Source organism: Terriglobia bacterium (assembly GCA_035712365.1).
Lineage (GTDB): Bacteria > Acidobacteriota > Terriglobia > UBA7540 > UBA7540 > SCRD01.
This window is the reverse complement of sequence record DASTAW010000048.1, coordinates 272,022-292,481: the sequence shown is the minus strand read 5'-3', so window position 1 is coordinate 292,481 and position 20,460 is coordinate 272,022. Positions and strand designations below refer to the sequence as shown.

15 protein-coding genes and 1 pseudogene are annotated in these 20,460 nt (G+C 58.0%); 13 read left to right on the top strand and 3 right to left on the bottom strand.

Translation table 11 applies throughout. The annotated features are described in order from the left end of the window. Positions 1–18 precede the first annotated feature (18 nt). Positions 19–1,317, bottom strand: a complete 1,299-nt coding sequence (locus VFQ24_15285) for a hypothetical protein (GenBank protein ID HET9179717.1) — start codon at positions 1,315–1,317, stop codon at positions 19–21. A gap of 183 nt (positions 1,318–1,500) precedes the next feature. Here VFQ24_15285 and VFQ24_15280 point away from each other — a divergent pair, with 183 nt between their 5' ends. The 5 genes and pseudogenes from VFQ24_15280 to VFQ24_15260 all read left to right on the top strand — a co-directional run bounded on the left by VFQ24_15280 (position 1,501) and on the right by VFQ24_15260 (position 6,539). Beyond that, positions 1,501–3,432 (top strand): peptidyl-prolyl cis-trans isomerase, encoded by a 1,932-nt coding sequence (locus tag VFQ24_15280; protein HET9179716.1) that lies wholly within the window; start codon positions 1,501–1,503, stop codon positions 3,430–3,432. A 371-nt stretch (positions 3,433–3,803) separates the two neighbouring features. Further along, positions 3,804–4,898: a hypothetical protein gene (locus VFQ24_15275; protein HET9179715.1), complete on the top strand. Its 1,095-nt coding sequence runs from the start codon at positions 3,804–3,806 to the stop codon at positions 4,896–4,898. Positions 4,899–5,137: 239 nt separating this feature from the next. Continuing rightward, a complete protein-coding gene (locus tag VFQ24_15270; protein ID HET9179714.1) occupies positions 5,138–5,599 on the top strand; it encodes a TIGR03067 domain-containing protein in 462 nt (153 codons plus the stop codon). Positions 5,600–5,881: 282 nt separating this feature from the next. Next, positions 5,882–6,199: pseudogene (locus tag VFQ24_15265) on the top strand (type II toxin-antitoxin system RelE/ParE family toxin). Continuing rightward, positions 6,192–6,539, top strand: a complete 348-nt coding sequence (locus VFQ24_15260) for a helix-turn-helix transcriptional regulator (protein HET9179713.1) — start codon at positions 6,192–6,194, stop codon at positions 6,537–6,539. The pseudogene VFQ24_15265 and the gene VFQ24_15260 overlap by 8 nt, the downstream one beginning before the upstream one ends. A gap of 111 nt (positions 6,540–6,650) precedes the next feature. Here the strand turns inward: VFQ24_15260 and VFQ24_15255 are convergent, their stop codons facing one another. Beyond that, the gene (locus VFQ24_15255) at positions 6,651–7,868 is read right to left on the bottom strand and encodes a radical SAM protein (GenBank protein HET9179712.1); all 1,218 of its coding nucleotides are present in this window, start codon (positions 7,866–7,868) and stop codon (positions 6,651–6,653) included. Between the two features lie 278 nt (positions 7,869–8,146). On the opposite strand from VFQ24_15255, the gene VFQ24_15250 reads away from it, so the two are divergent. From VFQ24_15250 to VFQ24_15230, 5 genes are all read left to right on the top strand, one after another. After that, positions 8,147–9,481 (top strand): ATP-binding protein, encoded by a 1,335-nt coding sequence (locus tag VFQ24_15250; GenBank protein HET9179711.1) that lies wholly within the window; start codon positions 8,147–8,149, stop codon positions 9,479–9,481. Continuing rightward, positions 9,481–10,137: an RloB family protein gene (locus tag VFQ24_15245; GenBank protein HET9179710.1), complete on the top strand. Its 657-nt coding sequence runs from the start codon at positions 9,481–9,483 to the stop codon at positions 10,135–10,137. The genes VFQ24_15250 and VFQ24_15245 overlap by 1 nt, the downstream gene beginning before the upstream one ends. 229 nt (positions 10,138–10,366) lie before the next feature. Then, positions 10,367–12,061 carry a single-stranded-DNA-specific exonuclease RecJ gene (recJ, locus tag VFQ24_15240; protein ID HET9179709.1) on the top strand — a complete coding sequence of 565 codons (1,695 nt, stop codon included), beginning with the start codon at positions 10,367–10,369 and terminating at the stop codon, positions 12,059–12,061. A 167-nt stretch (positions 12,062–12,228) separates the two neighbouring features. Beyond that, positions 12,229–12,750, top strand: a complete 522-nt coding sequence (locus VFQ24_15235) for a hypothetical protein (GenBank protein ID HET9179708.1) — start codon at positions 12,229–12,231, stop codon at positions 12,748–12,750. A 396-nt stretch (positions 12,751–13,146) separates the two neighbouring features. Further along, the gene (locus VFQ24_15230) at positions 13,147–14,256 is read left to right on the top strand and encodes an alkaline phosphatase (GenBank protein HET9179707.1); all 1,110 of its coding nucleotides are present in this window, start codon (positions 13,147–13,149) and stop codon (positions 14,254–14,256) included. A gap of 154 nt (positions 14,257–14,410) precedes the next feature. Here VFQ24_15230 and VFQ24_15225 read toward each other — a convergent pair whose 3' ends face one another. After that, a complete protein-coding gene (locus VFQ24_15225) occupies positions 14,411–15,217 on the bottom strand; it encodes an energy transducer TonB (GenBank protein ID HET9179706.1) in 807 nt (268 codons plus the stop codon). A gap of 660 nt (positions 15,218–15,877) precedes the next feature. Between VFQ24_15225 and VFQ24_15220 the strand changes: the two genes are divergently transcribed. The 3 genes from VFQ24_15220 to rpoN are packed head-to-tail and all read left to right on the top strand — an operon-like array spanning position 15,878 to position 20,415. Continuing rightward, positions 15,878–18,226 carry an LptA/OstA family protein gene (locus tag VFQ24_15220; protein HET9179705.1) on the top strand — a complete coding sequence of 783 codons (2,349 nt, stop codon included), beginning with the start codon at positions 15,878–15,880 and terminating at the stop codon, positions 18,224–18,226. Positions 18,227–18,232: 6 nt separating this feature from the next. Next, positions 18,233–18,961, top strand: a complete 729-nt coding sequence (gene lptB, locus VFQ24_15215; protein HET9179704.1) for an LPS export ABC transporter ATP-binding protein — start codon at positions 18,233–18,235, stop codon at positions 18,959–18,961. After that, positions 18,961–20,415 carry an RNA polymerase factor sigma-54 gene (rpoN, locus tag VFQ24_15210; protein HET9179703.1) on the top strand — a complete coding sequence of 485 codons (1,455 nt, stop codon included), beginning with the start codon at positions 18,961–18,963 and terminating at the stop codon, positions 20,413–20,415. The genes lptB and rpoN overlap by 1 nt, the downstream gene beginning before the upstream one ends. Positions 20,416–20,460 lie beyond the last annotated feature (45 nt).

Sequence of the window (20,460 nt, the reverse complement as noted above, 5' to 3'; positions counted from 1 at the left end):
ATAGCGATTCGGTTTTTGCTACTCGATCACGACCGCTTTGCGGATGGTCTTGGTATTGCCTTTCCGGTCCTGCGCCGTAATCGTGATCTGGTTTGAGCCCTTTCTGGCCAGCGGAGACGTAAAGTGCCGGAACGTCCCGTCCGCCGCAATATTAAACACCTGCTGATTGTTGATAATCACCGTGGAACCCGGTTCCGTGCGGCCCACAACTTCCACGACGCGGCCGTGCTGGGTGATGTTCGTGACCTCGAGAAACGCCTGGTGGTTTTCTGAAATCTGCTGAACAAGGTCGAACCGGTTGGGCAGGGACGGCTGGCTCTCATTCCCGCTCCCGTCGATCGACTTAACAAGCCAATAGTAAACCCCTTCGTCAAGCCCCGACACCTCCGCCGAGGTCCCCTCCACTTTCCGGTTCACCACCAGGTTCGAGAACATGCCGGAAGGCGAAACCTCCAGCACGTATGCCCGGGCGCCCTCCACGGCTGACCACCTGAATTCAATTCTGGTTGATCGCGTATTCTGGACGACGCTCAGGGCCATGTTGGCGGGCAACAAGAGGTCCGGCGGCGCAATCACCTTCTCACGAAGCAGGCCGGGCCGGCTGGCGGAGAAAGCTACCTTGTCATATTGTCCCAGTTGCACAGTGGTTGACCCTCGAGTCAGGCGCGCGTCGCCCTGGTCCATGGTCATCTGGTGGATGTTCCGCTTTGGATCGTTCTGCACCACGGCACGGCTTTCCTCGCCCAGGCTGGCCAGCGCATCCGCGAAGGCCACTTTGGAGGTGGAACCCGGGACCTCAAACTTTCCCGTGGACAGGTCTACGGCGCCGGAAGTTACCTGCACGGACACCCGCGTCGCCCGGGTCACCGGGTCTTCGCCGCTTTCCTCCACTGCAATCAGGGAGTCTGGCTTAATGACGTAATTGGTCCCGTCTGCAAAAATGATTCTGGCCACTCCGTCGCTGCCGGTCTGGATGAAGTCTCCGGTGGCGAGATTGGTATTGTAATTCGCCTGCACCCATTGAGGCGACTGGGCCTTCTTTACGCGGACCGTCCCGTCAAGGTTCACGAAGTGTGCATCGCGCTTTGACGACGCATCGTTTGCCGCTCCATTCTCCACCACCCCCGCCGTCAGGGCGTCGAGCGCGCCTCGGGCCCTCCGGGCAAAGTAATCCGGCGCTATAAGGTAGAGGATAAAACCCACCGCGACCAGGCCGAGCACAGCATAGAAAGCGATGGTGCGATAGCTGACGGTCGTCCATTCGACCTCGACTTTATGTCCTTGTTCGGGGCCTGAAACTCGTGATTTCAGAGCCATTCGGCCAACACCCTAGAGCATTCTTGACCAAAGGTTAAATTGGGTCAAGCAGTTTTCCCTGGTTTGAGCCTCTCGGGAGCCTGCAATCCGATTTGTCCTTCAATCCGCTCATTCCTTTCAGTTGTTAGCCCTTTCGGGCTGACTTATAATGGTTAAGATCGACACTATGCGTCCGGAGCAATAATGTTCAGACTCTTTCAAAAACACCGGGAGCGGGTGAAAAAGTACCTGCTGGTCTTTTTCCTCACCATCGTTTCTCTCGGCATGATTCTGGTGTTCACGCCGCTCGGCGGCGGGGACATTCAGCAGGGTTCAAGCGACGTTTTGGCGAGCATTGGCGGCGTCAAAATCACCATGCAGGACCTCAGAGACCGCATCGATACCCGCCTGCGCAACTCCTCGCTGGGGAGCAATCCGCAGCTTGTGCCCGTCATCGCCGGCACCATGCTGGACGAGATGGTCCTGAACCAGGCCATGGCGATGCAGGCCAGGAAAATGGGCCTGGAGGTCTCCGACCAGGAACTGAGGGCCGCGATGCGACAGTTGCCCTGGCTCTATCCCAACGGCAATTTTATCGGCATGCAGCAATACCAGAACTTCGTCAGCCAGCAGATGGGCATTTCCACCCAGGAGTTCGAGGACGAGATTCGTCAGAGCCTGCTGATCCAGAAGATCCAGGCGGTGGTGTCCGACGGCGTTGCGGTCGCGCCTGCCGAGGTGCACGAGGACTATAACCAGCACTACATGAAAGCGAAAATTCAGTACGTGGTTTTTGATCCCAGCAAGTTTTTGAAGGCCGTCCCCGTCACCGAGAAGGACCTGCAGGCTTATTTCCAGAAAAACGCCGCCCGCTATCAGCAGAAAGAGCAGCGGCAGGCCCAGTACGTCCTCATCACTCCCGACGACGTGCGCGCCAACGTCAACGTCAGCGACGCTGAAATGAAGCAGTATTACACCAGCCACCTTGAAGATTACCGCGTGCCGGACCGCGTGAAGGTCTCGCACATTCTCTTCAAGACCACGGGCAAGACCCCGGAGCAGGTTAAGCAACTGGAAAAGACTGCGGCCGACGTGCTGGCCAAAATCAAGGCGGGCGCCAACTTCGCCGACATGGCGAAAAAATATTCGGAAGACACCAGCGCCTCAAACGGCGGCGACATCGGCTGGATCACGCACGGGCAGACCGTGAAGGAGTTTGAAGACACGGCGTTCAACATGGCCCCCGGGCAGGTCAGCGGGCTGGTGCACACCACCTACGGCATCCACATCATCAAGGTTTTCGACAAGCAGACCGCACACCTGCAATCCTTCAACGATGTCCAGGGCGCCATCCACGACATGCTGATGAAGCAAAAAATGGCTGCCGCGCTCGAGGCCTATGCAGACCAGCTTGAAACCAAACTCAAGGCCAACCCCAAGCAGTTTGCGTCCGTCGCCAAACAGGCCGGGCTCGAGGTCAAGCAGACCCCTCTCTACCAGTACAACCAGACCGTTCCCGACTTCGGCTCGAACGATGCCTTCCAGAACCTCTCATTCCAGTTGCGCCAGGACGAAGTGGGCCAGCCGATCACCGTTCCCAAAGGCACGGCCATCATCCAGGTGACGCAGATTGTCCCTGCCCACACGCCCAAGCTCGACGACGTTCGCGCCCGCGTGGAAGAGGATTACCGCGCGGCGCAGTCCCAGACCCTGGCCCACCAGAAAGCGCAGGCTTTCGCCGAGGCTGCCAAAAAGGGCGACTTTGCCAAGCTTGCCAAGGCCGGCGGTTACAACTTGCAGGAGAGCAATGATTTTACCCAGCAGGACACCGTCCCCAATCTCGGACCCGGCCAGGGCGTGCCGGAAGCCTTCACGCTCCAGCCTGGCCAGACTAGCGGAGTGCTTACGGCGGAGGGTAATGACGTCGTGATCCACGTCCTGACTCACACTCCTCCGGATGAAAGCGGCTTCGCTGCGCAGCAAACCGAGATCCGCGAACAGCTTCTGACCCAGAAGCGCGCCCTCGCGTATGAGATCTACCGCCAGAACCTCAAGAAGGAACTTATCGCCTCCGGCCAGCTCAAAATGAACGAGCAGGGAATGAAAACCTTCCTGGCTTCCTATTCAACTCAATAATTGCCCCAGCTCGGCGCGCCATTTCGGGGCTGATCTCAGCTCCCGCCCGCGGCTCGCCGCACCGAACAGACATCTGAAATCTGGGCTTTCAAATTTGACATTCCGCTTCGCGCGTGCCGCGCCACACCGACCCGCCGCTCGAAGAAGCAGGGATAGCGCAAACCGCCGCATCCGCGGTCTGCGGATTTTATCCTCATTCGATCGAACACTGCGGACCTCCAAAAAGGTGGTCCTCGCTACCAGCTCTTCGTTAGCTGGGGTGTTCCACGGCCTGCCTTTTTGCTATGCTGTTCTTGATTTTGAACTCCGCAACAGGCCGCAGGGTATCGGCCCGCCGGTGTTCGGATCTGACCGCCTGGGAGTGAAGAATCATGAGAGACCCGATGCTCGACAGCAAAGACAGACGCGGATCGCAACGAGCGGACCTGAAATATCAGAACCGGCTTTTTGCTTTTGTGTTGATCCTGGTGCTTGCAACGCCGGTCCATTCTTGGAGTTCCAAGGGACGCAGCGAAACGCCTCCGGTTCCAGCCACTCGAGACAATTCTTCCAGGAATGCTGTCGTCGCCGTATTCCGGTCGCTGGAAAAGTCCGAGCAGACAGGAAACGGGAAGCTGTATCTGAGCGTGCAGTCCAGGAGAAAACTGGACGAAGCGGGAGAAAAATTCATCCAGCAGTTCAGTAAAGGATTTCCTCCCGATCCCGCGGTCCGCTACACGTTGATGGGCGTCCGGATCAGGAATGGCCACGCCGCGGTGTTGGGAAAAATCACTCGTTCCACCAGCCCCGCTCCACAGTACTATCTGGGGAAATTGGTGCTTGAAAAAGGCTCTTGGAAGATTGCGGAGGATCTGCTTGACCAGGAACCCATCGGCGCTTCGGCCCTGGAAGCGGCCATACCGCCTGAGGGCGGAGCTTTTTCGCGCTCGGGATCGCCCTGGAGCAAGGTCCCATATGCAGCGATCAACGCAAAATGGTTCAAACCGAGCGAAGTTGAATGGGAGTTGCAGGCGACAACAGATGAATCATTCGTTTACGTCCGGTTCGAGGCGAGGGCGCCTTTACCCACGCCAGGCGCCGAGCTTCCGGCGAAAGCGACGCTCAAAGAAATTCCGCCCTCGCCGAACGTCATGGTGATCAGGACTCCCAATGGAAAGAATTTCTCCATCATCTTAAGCTCCAATCCCATGACCCGCGCCACCTTCGATGAGGCAGGCCGCGCAACCAGCAATCGTTTCTTTGTGCAGTACTCGTTCACGGTGAAGAATGCCGCAGGCGCAACCCTCTTTTCCGGCAGTACGCGCGACACATTCGATCCTTTGATTGCCATGCACGATCGGTTTCTGGACCTGCGTCTGCCCCTCAAGTCTTTGTCGGTCGAAGGCCCAGGCAGCGGCATGGAAATCAGAGAGGCGAATTCACTGGCGAAAATACTTCCCTACCAGGTGGGCAGGTTTTCACCCTGACCTTCAGGGGAAGGCGCAGGCGGCGAGGCCTGGCAGCAGGAGCAGCGCAGAAAGCAACTGGACCGCGTTTTCATTGCGAGCTGGCCCTCTGTCCAAAACCTGGGGCTCAAAACGGCGCTCGTTATGCTACAATCCGCAACGACGGACCAGGGCTGAGGCCCTTTCGCAAGCCTGCCCACCAGCCACGGGCATCGGGCCTCAGCGACGAATCAAATCTTCCATCCCGGAGTTAGCGGGCCATGCGCATGCTAACCGTCATTCTCGCCGGCAGTCTGCTGGCGATGAACGCCTGCTCGAAAACCGGCGTTTCGCCCACTCATACGCCCCCGGACGATGCAAAAAAGCTGCAAGGCACCTGGAAGCTCACCCGGGCGATTTTCAGCGGCGAGCGACTGTCCGGCGACGCCAGCCTGACCATCCACGGCGATCAGTACATCATGATTTACGAGGGGAACCTGACGCCATCCGTCTTCAAGCTTGGGACCGCCGGCCCCAACACCATCTGGGTTTTCCACCATGATGAAAGTCCGCTCGCCAGCCAGGGATTCTGGGGTGGAACGCTGACCGGCATCTATGAACTCTCCGGCGACCGGCTGCGCATCTGTTTTGACCTCACCGGCCGCATCTATCCCAAGACGTTCGCCGCCGGCAAAGGTTCCGGCCAGGGCATCTTCGAGTACAAACGCGAAAAATCAGACTGAAGGATGAAGTGTGAAGGATGAAAAAGGGCGGTGGCGGGTAAACGGCCCCGAAAGGGGGCGGAAGAATTAGAAAAGTCGAGGCGGGCAATTGCGCCACCGCCATTCCACGATGTTCCAATCTTCCGTTTTCTACCATCTGAAATGTCCAATCTCAAATCCCGCAGCATGCCCCCGCGGCCGGGCCCTCTCGCGCTCACTTTGACAATCATATTCCATAAAGGTTATATTCCCTACATGGAATGAGATGTTGAGTTCACCAATGAATTTGCGGAGTGGTGGGCCGGCCTCTCTGAAGGCGAACAGGAAGGTGTCGATGCCAAAGTGATTTTGCTCCAGCGATTTGGCCCGGCGCTCAGGCGCCCGCACTCCGGCCCGATTGCTTCCTCAAGACATCCCAACATGAAGGAGTTGATCGTTCAGCACGCAGGCCGCCCCTGCCGGCTGCTTTATGCGTTTGACCCGCGGCGATGCGCCATCCTGCTGATCGGCGGTGACAAGACTGGCGATGACAGATGGTATGAAAAATTCGTTCCACTTGCGGACAAGCTCTACGATGAGCACCTGGCCGCATTGCGAAAGGAGGGACCAACCGATGGCTAGGAATTTCAAGGAACTTCAGGCGAAGATGCCGCCCGCAGCCCGCGCCCGCTCCCGGGCCAAGGCTGACCGAATGATCGCGGAAATGGCCCTGGACGAGCTTCGCGAGGCTTTGAAGCTCACCCAGGAATCTCTGGCTGAAAACCTGCACATCAACCAGGCCGCCGTCTCAAAAGTGGAGAAGCGAACCGATATGCTGATCAGCACACTTCGAAAGATGATCCAGGCGATGGGCGGCGAACTCGAAATCCGCGCCGTACTGCCCGCCGGCGTTGTGCGCATCAACCAGTTTGAAGAAATTCGCCGGCCGGCGCGCCGCAAGGCGAAAAGAGCAGCGGCATAAACTCGCCGATGGCACAGTAAAGACCGCGCAGCGCAGGACCTGCGCCTGCGAGACTCAGCGGTTCTTGATTTTGAAATCAGCGAAAATTCGCAGAGGTATCGCTGCCTGTTGCTACGCCCTTGGGGGCCGAATTTTTATCAACTCGGTTTCGGAATGTGGACGAATGGCGGAAGGTTTCCATCGAGTCGGGCGTGCCGCGCGTGATCGCAGCCGGCTCATCAGGAGCCCGACGCCCACCGAGGCGGCAATGAAGTGATCAATCTTCACCGGGCCCGCCAGTTTAATGTTCCTGATCCAGTGCAAGCCGCTGCTGATGGCGCACCCGCATTGGGCGCAGTCGGGCGTCCCGCCAAAGACGCAGGGCTCCACGCGGGTTTCAAGGTCGGCTGAATAATTGGCTGACATCTTGGCGAAGACGCAGTCGCCGGGATTTTCGGGCGGGCGGAGAAGGGCCTGGCCAAGGCCTTCAGTGAAAAGGAGCTTCCGGTATCGTCTGGCCAGCGCAGGCAATTGCGCGGCCAGGGTGGCGCGGTCCGCCGGTGCCAGCACTTCAGGGCTCTGCTCGCCGATTTGCGGAGTGTAAACGCTTACCCAGATGCGGTTCACTTCCGGGCGCGCGCTCCAGAAATTTACGTACTCTTCCAGGTAGCCTTCGCGTTCGAGCATCGGGCGGGTAATCACCCAATGCACGTTGAACTCGCGGCCTTCCACGTTCTTCAGGATGCGCTGGTAGGTCGCCGGCTTCCTTCGGATGTCGTGATGTTCCGGCAGGCCGTCCACTGAAATGGCAATGCGCAGCCGCGGGATGTCCATCCACTCCCTCGGAACGGGAACAACGCCGCTGGTCACCACCATCGTAAACACACCCATCTCGCCGAGCGCTGGAAGGATTCTGCTGAGCTCGCGATGCCGCACCATCGGCTCTCCGCCAACCAGCGAAACCTGCAGAGGTTTGTGCCGGCGCACCAGCCGCAGAACGCCCTCCACCAGCTCATCCCCGCGCAGGTCGTTCAGTTCACTCAGAGTGGTTCCGCCGCCCAGGTGGCCTTCTCCATACGCGTAGCATCCGGGACAGCTCAGCGGGCACTCCCGCGTGATCTCAATGGAGAGCATCGGGACCCTGCCGGTCAACACTCTGCCCCAGGCAAACAGCATCCCGGCAGGCGTCAGGCTTGGCTTTGGCTTAATAGAGGTCACCTTCCGCAAGATGCTCTGTTCGGGCTTCGGGTTGCACTTTTTTTCGCGGGTAGCACTTCGACGATCACGAAACACGTTGACAACTTTAGACAGCTTGCAAAGGGCACCAAGCCAGTAATTATGAATTGTCAATCATCATATTTCCAATGATCTTGAATCTCAAATCCAGGGAGGCTGCCCCACTGCGCCCCCCAAAAGCCTTTTTCCTTTACCTTGCCGAGAGGGTGCCGGAGGGGCATGCGGAGCAGGAACAAATAGCTCGAAGAATTGCTGATCGTGTGCCCTGCGGCACGCACTTCTAAAATATTTACTCTCTGTTTTAAGATTGCTTTTTCGACAATTTCGTGCAAATTTAGCTTTGTACGGTATCTTTGAAGTACCGTACAGAACGAGTGAGGCCCACCTTGCTAATGAGGTTCCGTGTCCAAAATTTCCGCTCTCTTAAGGAGGAACAAGAGCTCTCGATGGTGGCTGGCTCACTAACGGATTCGTCCGAGGCCGTAACGCAAGTTGAAGGCCTCAACCTAGGACTCCTCCGAGCTGCTGCGATCTATGGTGCGAATGCCTCGGGAAAAACAAATGTTCTCAAGGCACTTGCGTATATGCGTGGCGCAGTTTTAAACTCGCAAAGGCAATGGCCGCCCGAGGGGCCTATCCCTCGTAATCCCTTCCTTCTTGACGCGCAATCTAAGAGCGCGGGATCTTTTTTTGAAGCTGACGTGCTGACTGATGGGACACGCTACTCGTATGGCTTCGTGCTGAACGATCATGAGATCGTTAGGGAGTGGCTCAATGCATACCCAACCTCAAAACGGCCTAATAGGAAGCAGATGTGGTTCCGGCGCGAGCGCAGAGCTTTCACTTTCGGAAAGAAGCTAACCGGTGATAACCAAGCGATCGAGCGCCTCACGAGACCAAACAGCCTATTTCTTTCGGCTGCGGCCCAAAACAACCACGAGGCATTGCTACCCATTTACAGGTGGTTTGCAGAACGACTTACGTGCCTGTCCAGAGAACGCCACTCTCTTCGTCAACAAACTGCAGAGATGTGTCAAGACTCCCGACATAAGCCTCTCGTGCTGAGAATGCTAAAAGCAGCAGATTTGGGAATTATTGGGCTAAGCGTAGACGAGGTAGACTTGTTTGCACTACCACCCGGATTGGATGCTGACCAAAAGGCTGTCGCAGAAGAGTTTTTCGCGTCCCTTCGAAAATTTGTTGGTCGATTGAGTGAGGAAGATGAGCGCACTTTGAAATCATGGGAAAAGAGGCAGGCGCTATCCCTCATTCACCGGAGCTCGTCTGAAGCTGGCGTGTTACTAGGAGAGGAGAACGAGTCCGACGGGACATTAGCCTTCTTCGGGCTCTTGGGCCCCGTGCTCAGAGCATTGTCATCTGGGGGGACCATTTGCGTGGATGAGCTCGATTCTAGCCTTCACCCCTTGTTGGTACTGGAGGTCGTCCGTCTCTTCAACGATCCAAAACTCAACCCAAGCGCGGCACAAATTATTTTCACTACCCATGATACAAATGTCCTGGACCGATCCTCTTTGAGGCGGGACCAGGTCTGGTTCACTGAGAAGGATGACCAGGGCGGTACCCATCTCTACCCGCTTACGGATTTCACCACTAGAAAGAACGAGAACCTTGAGCGCGGCTACCTTCAGGGTCGGTACGGAGCGATACCGTTTGTTGGTTCGACCGACTTATTTTCTGACACGAAGCAGGAAGGGGCTACGGAATAATGCCACGTAGACGCGATGACCTGCGGCGGCGCAGGGCGTTTACGGAGCCTCGCCCAAGCGTACTCATTTGTTGCGAGGGCGAAGTTACGGAGCCAACCTACCTGAACGGACTTAAGAATGAGTTGAGGATTCGCCTCGTGCGTATTCAGGTTGTTCCGGTAGGCCAAGACCCCAAGAAACTTGTTGACTATGCGGTCGATGAGAAGAGGAGATCTGAGCGTGAGGCTCGCAAGAGCGGTGACGCGAACCTCGAGTATGACGAGGTTTGGTGCGTGTTTGACGTAGACTCACACGCCCACATACCGGATGCGAAGCAGAAAGCAAACGCCAACGGAATTCATCTGGCAATTTCGAATCCGTGCTTTGAACTCTGGCTGTTATTGCACTTCGAGAACAGGACTGCTCATATAGAGCGCCAGCAAGCGCAATCATGTTGCCGCGGTCACATGCCAAGGTATGAAAAGGAAGTTCCGTTCAACCAGATATTTCCGTTCTATCAGCTCGCCGTTCAAAGGGCATGGGATTTAGAACACTGGCAGGCGACACGTGGCAATCAGGGCGGGAACCCTTCAACGGGTGTGCATCGGCTTACCGAGCGAGTTAAGGAACTCGGACGTGAAGAGCAACTGAAAAAACATCAGCACACCCGCCGCTAAACTTCCCCGAATGACCATGAAATAAACCTGGTGGCTATATTCACCCTCACGCTTCACATGCAACGGGACAGCGCAAACTGCCGCACTTGCGGTCTGCGGATTCTATCCTCGTTGATCAAATAACCACTGACCTTAAGAACGGATTTCCTCGCTGCCACCTGCCATCTACCACATTCCTCCATTTCTCATTGCAACCGCCGGCGCATCCTGTCAACATATTTCGAACGCGATGCGGTGGGAACTGAGCACAACTGACAACGAGCAGGCGGCGCTGCTGGCGCTGGAGCTGGAAATATCTCCGCTGCTGGGGCGGCTGCTGGTGATGCGCGGCATTACGGACCCTGAAGCGGCGCACAATTTTCTGAATCCCTGTCTCGATCAGCTTCACAATCCCTTTCTGATGGCCGGCATGCGCGAGGCAGTCGAGCGGCTGAAGCGGGCCGTGGCCAGCCAGGAAAAAATCCTGATTTACGGCGACTATGACGTGGATGGGACGACGGCCGTGGTGGTGCTGCTGGCTGCGCTCGAGCGGCTTGGCGCGCGCGTGGACGTCCACATTCCCTACCGGCTGAAAGACGGCTACGGCATGCGCCTGCCGGTGGTGGAGCGCGCGGCGGCCGAGGGCGTCACCGTGCTGCTCAGCGTGGACACCGGGGTCCGCGAGCACGAGGTGGTGGCCCGCGCGCAGCAACTGGGAATCGACTGCATCATCACCGACCATCACCTGCCGAAGGATTCGCTGCCGCCGGCGCACGCCCTGCTCAACCCGCAGCGGCCCGACTGCCGGTACCCCGACAAAAATCTTTCGGGCGTGGGCGTGGCCTTCAAGCTGGTGCAGGGCCTGCTGGGCGACGGGATGACCGACGCGCTGCTGCATTCGTTTTTGAAGATTGTGGCCATCGGCGCCATTGCCGACGTGGTTCCGCTGGTGGGCGAGAACCGCGTGATTGCGAAGTTTGGCCTGGAAGGATTGCGGCGGCCCGTCGCGGCGGGGCTGACGGCGCTGATGGAGGTGGCGCGCCTGGATGGCCGCGCGCCCACGGCGGGCGACATCGCCTTCCGCATTGCGCCGCGCATGAACGCCGCCGGACGCATGGAAGACGCCCGCGCGGTGATCGAACTGCTGCGCACCACGGACGTCATCAAGGCGCGGCAGATTGCCGGACATCTCGACCAGTTGAACAGCGAACGGCAGCGCGCGGAAGAATCCATCCTGAACGAGATTGACGCTATGGTGAAGGCGCAGCCGGAATTCGGCGGGCGTTACAGCCTGGTGTTCGCGGGCGCCGGCTGGCACCGCGGCGTGATTGGAATCGTGGCGCAGCGCCTGGTGGAGCGGCATTACCGTCCCACGCTGGTGATTGGCATCGAGAACGGCAGCGGACAGGGCTCCGGCCGCTCGATTGCAAACTTCCACCTGCTGAATGCGCTGACAGATTGCGAGAATATTTTTGAGCGCTTCGGTGGTCACGCGGCCGCGGCGGGATTTGCTTTGCCGTCCAGCCGCATCGCGGAATTGACGGAGCGCTTCGAAGCCTACGCCAGAAAGTCCTTGGCACCCGAGGACTTGGTGGCGCTGCTGCGCGTCGATGCCGAGGTCGAGCTCGACCAGATGGATTGGCCAGTGTATGAGCAGTTGAAGCGCATGGAACCGTTTGGCATGGGAAATCCCACTCCGGTGTTTGTGGCGCGCGGGCTGCGGCTGACGCAGCCGCCTCGGGTGCTGAACGAAAAACATTTGAAGCTCCGGGTTGCCAACGGCTCGCGCAACTGGGACGCCATCGGGTGGCGACAAGCCGGGCAGGCCAAATTGCTCGAGGCCTGCGCCGCCTTCGACCTGGCCTTCACTCTGGATGAAAACACATGGCAGGGAATGTCGTCACTGCAAATGGTGATTAAGGATTTGCAGTTGAGCGCCCGATAGCAAGGCCCTCGCGGCCTGCGGACCTTTGTACTCCGGAAGTGACTGGGAAGCGCCGTCTGATGGCCCGCGTTCCCAGGCCCGGAGGGCCGAAAGACTTTAGCCCATCCCGCCTTGCGGGATGGGATTCGTTTGCGCCAGCCGCGATTATTCGTCGTCGAGAGAGCATAATGAAAGAAACCCTGGAGGTGATCAATCAGATGCAGGTGGAGCGAGTGATCGGCCAATATGCTATCGGAGGCGCTGTGGGAGCGACATTTTATCTCGAACCCTCCGCCACGCTGGATATCGATATCTTCGTGGCGTTGGAGAATCCTCAAGGCAGTCCGCTCGTCACTCTTGGGCAGGTTTATGACCATCTGCGCTCGCGCGGCTATAGGGCTGAGAGGGAGCACGTGCTTATTGAAGGCTGGCCGGTGCAGTTCCTTCCGGCTTCCAGTGCGCTCGAGCACGAGGGGATTGAGCAGGCCGTGGAAACGGACGTGGAGGGAGCGCGCACCCGGGTGATGACGGCTGAGCATCTGGTGGCCGTGGCTCTCAGGACAGGTCGCGCCAAAGATTTGGCGCGGATCCTTCAGTTTGTCGAAAGCGGTGCTTTGGATGCGGCGAAGCTTGATGCCGTTCTCAAGCGGCACGGGCTCATTGAGAAATGGGAGCAGTTCGAGCGTAAATTCCTCCGAGGTAACGCGTGAACGACTGGATGCGCAAGCTACTGGAAAGCAAACGCGCTGCTCGGCGGCAGCTTCAGGCACTCTCATTCTCCGAAAAGGTCAGGATTCTGGAAAGGCTTCGCGACCGAAGCCTGGCGATCGCCCGGAGTCCATTACGAACGGGCCAGCAGCATAAGATTTAACGGTAGTGCCGCGGAGTTCTGTGGGCCGAAGGAAGGTGCGCCCCGTCATTCCGAGCGAAGCGAGGAATCTGCTGTTCTCGGCAAGAAGAACAAAACAGATTCTTCGCCCAGAAACCGGCCTCAGAATGACACGCGCGGCGCGCCTATGGAATCGTCCGGGCAGGGGAAATGCCTGGACGAATAAGGATTCTTAAAATGATTGCATCAAAAGACCGAACTTCCAGGAGAAAGCGACATGCGACAGCGGATTTGCCTTTTCGTGTTCCTGGTTCTGACGGCGCAGGTGTGTTATGCGCGGGCCAGGAACGTAATTCTCTTTCTGGGTGACGCTGGCGGGATTCCCACTCTGAACATCGCGAGCATTCGCCAGTACGATGATCCCCAGAAACTGTTCATCCAGCACATGCCGAACATCGCCCTTTCCGATACCTCCGCGGCGGATGAATGGGTCACCGACTCGGCCGCCGGCATGACGGCCATTGTGACCGGCCAGAAAACCAACAACGGTGTTCTCTCTGAATCTTCTGCCGCCATTCTTGGAAAAAAAGACGGTGAAGCCCTGAAGACCGTTTTGGAGTATGCCGAGCAACACGGGCTTTCCACGGGCGTGCTGACCAACATGAATCTCACCGACGCAACTCCCGCGGCCTGCTATGCCCACGTAGACGACCGCGGCAAATCGGCAGACATCATGGGCCAGATGCTCAAGCCGCGCTTTGGCAATGGAGTGGAGGTGGCAATCGGTTCCGGGCGGGATGACGTTCTGGCCGCAGCCGCAAAGGCGGGCCTCAACGTGGAATCGGTGGCGCGCCAGAAGGGATATGCCTTCTACTCATCCATTCAGGAGATTTCGCCGTCAGACAAGCGCGTGATCGTCCTGGCTCCGACCGGCGATTTCAACGTCGAGGACGCCACCAGCCGCGCCATCCACATCCTCTCGCAGAACAAGCGGGGTTATTTTTTGATGGTGGAATGGGACATGCACACCGACAACGTGGAGAGCGGGCTGCGGCACGCCATCGAAATGGACAACGTCGTCCGGCAAACCGCTCAATCGGTGGGCAAGGATACGCTCGTGATCTTTACGGCGGACCACTCGTTCGATATCCGCTTGCTGAACGGAAAACGAGGCGAGCCGTTGCTGCTGCCGACACCCGCACCCGCAGGCGCCAAGCCGCCTGAGCCCGACATCGCAGTCAGCGACAGCCACTCGGGCGAGCAGGTCCTGGCGGCGGCCCAGGGGCCCGGAGCAGAGCGCGTCCACGGCTTCATCCGGAACACCGACCTGTTTCACATCATGATGGCCGCCTACGGCTGGGAAAAAGGCCAAACCACCAGCAAGTGACGGCGTCGCGCGGCGCTCGGAGCTGGGTGGCGTTTCGATGGCGCGCTGTCCCATGGCTTGTGTCATGAGCTAAAATCTTGCGCCCCCGATGGGGGCTCGGAGCTCGGGGCTAAGAAAAATCGCGGACCTCAAAAACGGAGGTCCTTGCTACCTGCTATTCGTGTGGGGAGCCCACGCAACCAAGCGAAAAGTTCAGCACGGCGGAGACGGGCCCTGTAATGGGAATTCGAGTAGGGCGAAACCCCCAGTTCTTTACGGCATCCTCCGCGGACTTTTGCAACTTCGGATGGCCCGATATGGCGCGCACCTGTTTCACGGTTCCGCTTGCGTTGTCCACGCTGATCTTAACTTCAACCTTCCCCTCGATTTTCGCCATCAACGCGAGCGGCGGGTATCGGGGTGGGACATATCTGACCAAATGGTATTTTTCTGGATCGAGTAATGTTGCTGTGGGTTCGTGCGGCTTGTGGGCAGGCCCTTCGTAGCCCTTGAGCAGGTCCCGGGTCAAACCCAAATCGCATGGAGCGTTGGCTTGACACAATCCCCTTTCGTTTTCGTCTGCGAAGCCAAGATCGTACATTCCATCCCGTAATTCCGTGACCAGCGACGCCCCGAAGCGTTGCAGTTCAAGATCCTCACCCGGCGTTATATCATGAAAAATATCTTTGTCCCCAAAAGCACGCTTGTATATCTCTGATTCCAAACCATAGAGTACAGCGACCCTCGGTGCATTCCGTTTCAGCGCTGCCATGTCCAACGTCTCAGGATAAGGCAGCGTGAACAGCCTTTCTGAGTCACGACACCGGGCGACTATTCCGAATCGCTCGCTATCGAAAATGCTGTTGATTGTTCTCGCCTTGGCGTCCGCAATGGCACGGTCCACATCGTCTTCTCGAATGGAACATAGGTCGATGCGGTCGGCCGCTTCCCGTACCGAGGTGCCCAGCAGCCGTGTTTCCACTGCCTTCACTTCAACGAATCCGGTGCAATACGCATTCTCTGGCGCTATGCGAATGCTCCGGACAATAACGTTCTTGCCGTCCGGCTTTACGTCAAAAATGTAATCAAACCAGAAGGGACTCGCATCCGAAACGTGGTGGGCCACTAGGTAAAAGCGGTTGAGTTCGGTCTCATTCCTGTCCGCACGGGTTCGGGAACTGAGCGAAGGGCCCTCTACCAGCCCTGCACACACTACGAAAAAAATTAAGAACCTTCTAGATAGACTGTGAAATCCCATGCCGCCTGCCGTGATGCTCCGCAGAGTGTAGCACACGGTAGCGGCCAGCGATCGCACCTGTGGGGTTCTTGGAGTGCCTGATGGGAGATCGGAAATCACGGAGTCAAACATTAGTAGCCTACTTAATTCGGATTGGGCCTGCATTGGGACGTATGGGATTTATGAGACGATTTTTTGTAAAAATCTAAGAGATTGATAATACATACGTTATTAATATTTAACGTCACTCGCCTGCGCCATTTTTCAAATTGTTGTTCAATTTGCGAACAGTGGGAAAATTCTACCTGGCTGCGGCCTTTGGGCTAGCACCGTGCGGACCACTGGAATCGAGGAGATTACTTCCCGGCGGGTTTAGAATAGTAGCGGGAGGCTGCACGCGGGAAAGTGAACGACAGAATTCAACGACACGTCCGGGGTAGGCGGTGGATCAAGCTGCTGACCGGAGCGGGGCTGGTGATCACGGCGGGAATTGTGTTGGGCGCCTACTGGGTGGGCAGGTCCCAACGACAAGCGGCGCTGCCCAAACCTCCCGGGCTTCCAAAGGACGTCAACCAGCAGCTTTCCGGAGTCACCTTTTCCCGCTCAGATAACGGACGGCAGCTCTTTGTAATCCACGCGGCGCGCACGCTGGCCTACAAGCAAGGTGGCGCGACTTTGCTGCAGGACGTTTACGTGGAGTTCTTCGGGCGCTCGGAAAAACGCCACGACATCCTTCGAACACCGGAAGGCGAATACAATCAGACGACCGGGAACCTTTCGACGCCCGGCGATGTTGAGCTGGTGCTGAACGCCTCGCCCCGCCAACTGAAAGACCTGGCAGCAAAACCTGACCAGCCCATCGATCAGAAGCCCGCCGTCGCGGATGCCGCACGCCAGCCGGTGTATCTCAGAACATCAAAGGTGACTTCCACTGAGCACGGGACGCAGCTTGAGAGCGACACTCCGGTGCGGTTCCGTCTGGGGGACGTTTCAGGGTCTGCGCGGGGACTCATTTACGGCAGCGACACCAGCGAGATCACCCTGAAGGAGGATGTGCAGGCGGTGTTCCATCCCGCCAAAGAAGCGCACGCGGGCGCTCCGATAGAGGTGTCCGCCAGCCGCCTTCACTATGCCGGGCCTGCGGAAGGTGTGCAACTGTGGGGGCCGGTGAAAATCCGCCAGGCTGATCGGGTGGTTACGGCAAGCAAGGGATTGATTTCAATGAACGAGCAGAACCGGATTACAGAGGTCCTGCTGCAAGGCAATGCTCATGCGCTCGATAGAACGCGAACCGGCGAACTGAAGCTGGAGTCGGACCTGATGCGCGGACAGCTTGATCCCGTCACCAGCCGCCTCGCCACGCTCGTCGCGTCGGGGCACGCGCGGGGCCAATCAACTCAGGGCGGCGCGCTGAGCCAGATCAAAGCGCATGAGGTGGTCTTGAACTTCGATCCCACCACTCACGTTCCCGCCAATGGCGTGGCGATGGGTGGCGTCCGCCTGACCATTACCCAGGCAACGCGCCGGCAAGGTGATCCTTCAGCGCCGCAGATGCCGGGCGGAAAGGTCTCGAGGGAAGACCTCGCAACTGAAAAGATCGATTTCGCTTTTCGACCAAGGGGAAAAAATCTGAAGGCGGCCGAGACCGCAGGATCCGGAACGCTGGTCCTTTATCCTGATAACCCCAAGGCCGGCAGCAGGACGATAACCGCGGCGAAATTCCTGATGGCCTTCGACTCGGCGAGTCACCTCGAATCGCTTCGCGGAACCGGCGGGACGCAGATCGTCTCCGCTCCGCCTGCGAATTCACGGAACCAGCGTCCGGCGGTTTCGACTGCACGCGAGATGCTGGCGACGTTTGATCCGGCGACTGAAGTTGTACTATCGGTCGAACAGGCCGGGGATTTCCATTTCAACAACGGGACGCTGGAGGCGAAGGCCGACCGGGCCCGCGACCTTGCGCGCGAGCAGAAAGTGGTCCTGACGGGGAGGCCGGAAGTCTGGGATTCGAGCACTCGGACGCGCGCTGACCAGATTGTGCTGGCCCTTGCTTCGAACACGGCGGAGGGAATCGGCAGCGTGCATGCCATCCACACTGATCCGAAGGATCCCTCGGCGCTTCCCACCAGCGTGATTGCCGAGCGCATGACGGCTGACCGCCGCAGCCAGGTGGTCCATTACGAAGGGCACGTTCGTGCCTGGCGCGGGACGGACGTGATTGAATCGCAGTCGCTGGATGTTTATCGGAATGCGCGGCGTGTGAGCACGAATTCGCGGGTGCTAACCTCCCACCTTCAGGCCGCGTCTGGCAAAGCCGATGCGCAGAAGGGTGCCGCGTCAGGCCTGAGGCCGGTGACGATTGGGGCCGACCGGCTTGACTACTTTGATGAGGGCCGCAAGGCCCGCTATGCCGGTAACGTCGAGTTCGACACGGAAGATACGCGGATTCAATCAGACCGGCTGGACGTTCATTTTTCAGCCGGCAAGACGCCGGCGGATTCAGAAGTCGATAACGCCGAAGCCGAAGGACATGTGAAGATCGTGCAGCCCATGCGGTATGCTAAGGGTGAGAACGCCGTCTATGACGCGCAGACAGGAAAAGTTGTGATGACGGGTGGACCGCCGACCGTTTACGACACGGAAAAAGGAACGATCACGGGGCAACGTTTGACCTTCTATATTCACAATGACCGGTTGCTCGTGGATGGAAGCGCCAATTCCCCGGCTATATCCAAACACCGTGTCGCGCAGTGAGCGACGATGCATACTCTCTCTACGGTTGACCTGGCCAAGGCCTACAAAGGCCGCAAGGTGGTTGATAACATCAGCCTGACCATCGCTCAGGGCGAAGTTGTCGGCCTGCTGGGCCCGAACGGCGCGGGCAAAACAACCACCTTTTACATCATCGTCGGTCTGGTCAGCCCGGATTCCGGGCAGGTCGTCCTTGACGACACGGACATTACGACCTACCCCATGTACCTGAGGGCCAGGAGCGGGATCAGCTACCTGCCGCAGGAGCCTTCGATCTTTCGTAAGCTGACGGTGGAGGATAACGTTCTCGCCGTTCTGGAAACACTTCCGCTCACCAATCATCAGCGGCGCGAGCGCCTCGAAGAATTGCTTGAAGACCTCGGTTTACAACACGTTAGGCGCAGCCACGGGTATCTGCTCTCGGGAGGTGAAAGGCGGCGGGTGGAAATTGCACGTTCCCTCGTGATCTCACCATCGTTTATACTTCTAGATGAGCCGTTTTCCGGCATTGATCCCTTAACCGTCCTCGATATCCAGGAAATTATCATCCGGTTAAAGGATAGCGGCATCGGGGTATTGGTAACGGACCATAACGTACGGGAGACCCTGCGGGTGACCGACCGCGCTTATATCATTAATAACGGAAGAATCTTTCGGGCCGGCTCTCCCGAAGAGCTGGGGAACGACGCTGAAGTGAAGCGAATTTATCTCGGCGACAACTTCAAGCTGGTAGTGTGATGGGCGGACCTCAACCCAGAATCGGCCTCAACCTCAAGGTGGCGCAGAAGCAGATCCTGACGCCTGGCCTTGTGCAGATGGTCAGCGTCCTGGCCCTCAACCGGCTCGAATTGCGAGAGATGATCAATGAGGAAATGATCGCCAATCCCGTCCTCGAAGAAGTTCCTGAGGACGCTCCCTCGATGGAGGAGGTGGCGCAAAAAGTTGAGGCCAACGGAACTCCGGACCTTGTTCCTGGTGAGAATTCTGCCGAAAACGGAAATCGGGATTCGTTTGAGGAGATTGATTTCGGGTCTTTCTTCCGCGATTACCTGGATCCGGGATTCAAGGCGCCTGCCGGCGAGATTTACGAAAAGACTTCTTTCGAAAACTTTCTCTCCCAGCCATCCTCGTTGGCTGACCATCTGGAATGGCAATTAAGCGTTTCCAAGTGCTCAGAAGCGGTGCGGAGCGCGGCGGACTCAATCGTTGGAAACCTGAATGAAGACGGTTATCTGACGACTTCGGTGGAAGAGATCGCCCGGACCGGAGGCCATGAGCAGGGCGACGTGGAAGCTGCCCTGGCGCTGGTCCAGGAATTTGATCCGCTCGGCGTGGCGGCAAGGGATGTCCGCGAGTGCCTTCTGATTCAGCTCCGCACGATGGCCCCTGAAAGCAGCCTGGCCGCCCAGATCGTTTCCGACCATCTGAAACTGGTTCAGAACAAGCATTACCGGGAGATTGCTCGCGCCCTTGACCGGCCGGTCCCGGCCGTCGAGAGGGCTGTTGAGGTGATCCGTAAGCTCGATCCGCGTCCAGGCCAGCGTTACAACAAGACGCAGCCGCAATTGATCGAGCCGGACGTTTTTATCGTCAAGACCAGCAACGGGTACGAAGTCCGCCTGAACGAGGACGGACTGCCCCAGTTGAGGCTCAGCCGGCAATACCGGCGCCTGCTCTCGGACCTGGCGGCAACGCGCGAGGTGCGCAGCTATGTGAAGGAGCGCTGCAATTCCGCATTGCAGCTCATCAAGAACATCGAGCAGCGCAAGCATACGATTGCGCGGGTGTGTGAGTCCATCATTCAACGCCAGGTGGAATTCCTCGAGAAGGGAATCGATTTTTTGCGGCCCATGATGATCAAAGAGGTGGCCGAAGAAGTCGGGGTGCATCCCTCGACCGTCAGCCGCGCGGTTGCCAATAAATATGCTCACACGCCGCAGGGCGTTTACGAGCTCCGCTATTTCTTTTCTGAATCCGTGCAAGGGCCGCGGGGAGGCAACACCTCGCTGATCCGCCTGAAGCGGATTGTGAAACAGATGATTGAAGACGAAGAACCTGCCCATCCCCTTACCGACGAAAGCATCATGCAGCATCTGCGTGAACAGGGTTTCGATGTCACCCGCCGGACAGTGGCGAAATACCGTGAAGACATGAAGATCCCCAGCACACACCAGCGCCGGGTCAAGGGATGAACAATCCTGACGCATCGCCAATTCGAAAGACGGTCAGAGGAGGCG

What these genes read in the sequence shown, in the direction of transcription:
- VFQ24_15245 (HET9179710.1), top strand. Translation starts at nt 9,481, where the DNA reads ATGCCACGTAGACGCGATGACCTGCGGCGGCGCAGGGCGTTTACGGAG.
- VFQ24_15285 (HET9179717.1), bottom strand. Translation starts at nt 1,317, where the DNA reads ATGGCTCTGAAATCACGAGTTTCAGGCCCCGAACAAGGACATAAAGTC.
- VFQ24_15250 (HET9179711.1), top strand. Translation starts at nt 8,147, where the DNA reads ATGAGGTTCCGTGTCCAAAATTTCCGCTCTCTTAAGGAGGAACAAGAG.
- recJ (HET9179709.1), top strand. Translation starts at nt 10,367, where the DNA reads ATGCGGTGGGAACTGAGCACAACTGACAACGAGCAGGCGGCGCTGCTG.
- VFQ24_15235 (HET9179708.1), top strand. Translation starts at nt 12,229, where the DNA reads ATGAAAGAAACCCTGGAGGTGATCAATCAGATGCAGGTGGAGCGAGTG.
- lptB (HET9179704.1), top strand. Translation starts at nt 18,233, where the DNA reads ATGCATACTCTCTCTACGGTTGACCTGGCCAAGGCCTACAAAGGCCGC.
- VFQ24_15275 (HET9179715.1), top strand. Translation starts at nt 3,804, where the DNA reads ATGAGAGACCCGATGCTCGACAGCAAAGACAGACGCGGATCGCAACGA.
- VFQ24_15260 (HET9179713.1), top strand. Translation starts at nt 6,192, where the DNA reads ATGGCTAGGAATTTCAAGGAACTTCAGGCGAAGATGCCGCCCGCAGCC.
- rpoN (HET9179703.1), top strand. Translation starts at nt 18,961, where the DNA reads ATGGGCGGACCTCAACCCAGAATCGGCCTCAACCTCAAGGTGGCGCAG.
- VFQ24_15280 (HET9179716.1), top strand. Translation starts at nt 1,501, where the DNA reads ATGTTCAGACTCTTTCAAAAACACCGGGAGCGGGTGAAAAAGTACCTG.
- VFQ24_15270 (HET9179714.1), top strand. Translation starts at nt 5,138, where the DNA reads ATGCGCATGCTAACCGTCATTCTCGCCGGCAGTCTGCTGGCGATGAAC.
- VFQ24_15230 (HET9179707.1), top strand. Translation starts at nt 13,147, where the DNA reads ATGCGACAGCGGATTTGCCTTTTCGTGTTCCTGGTTCTGACGGCGCAG.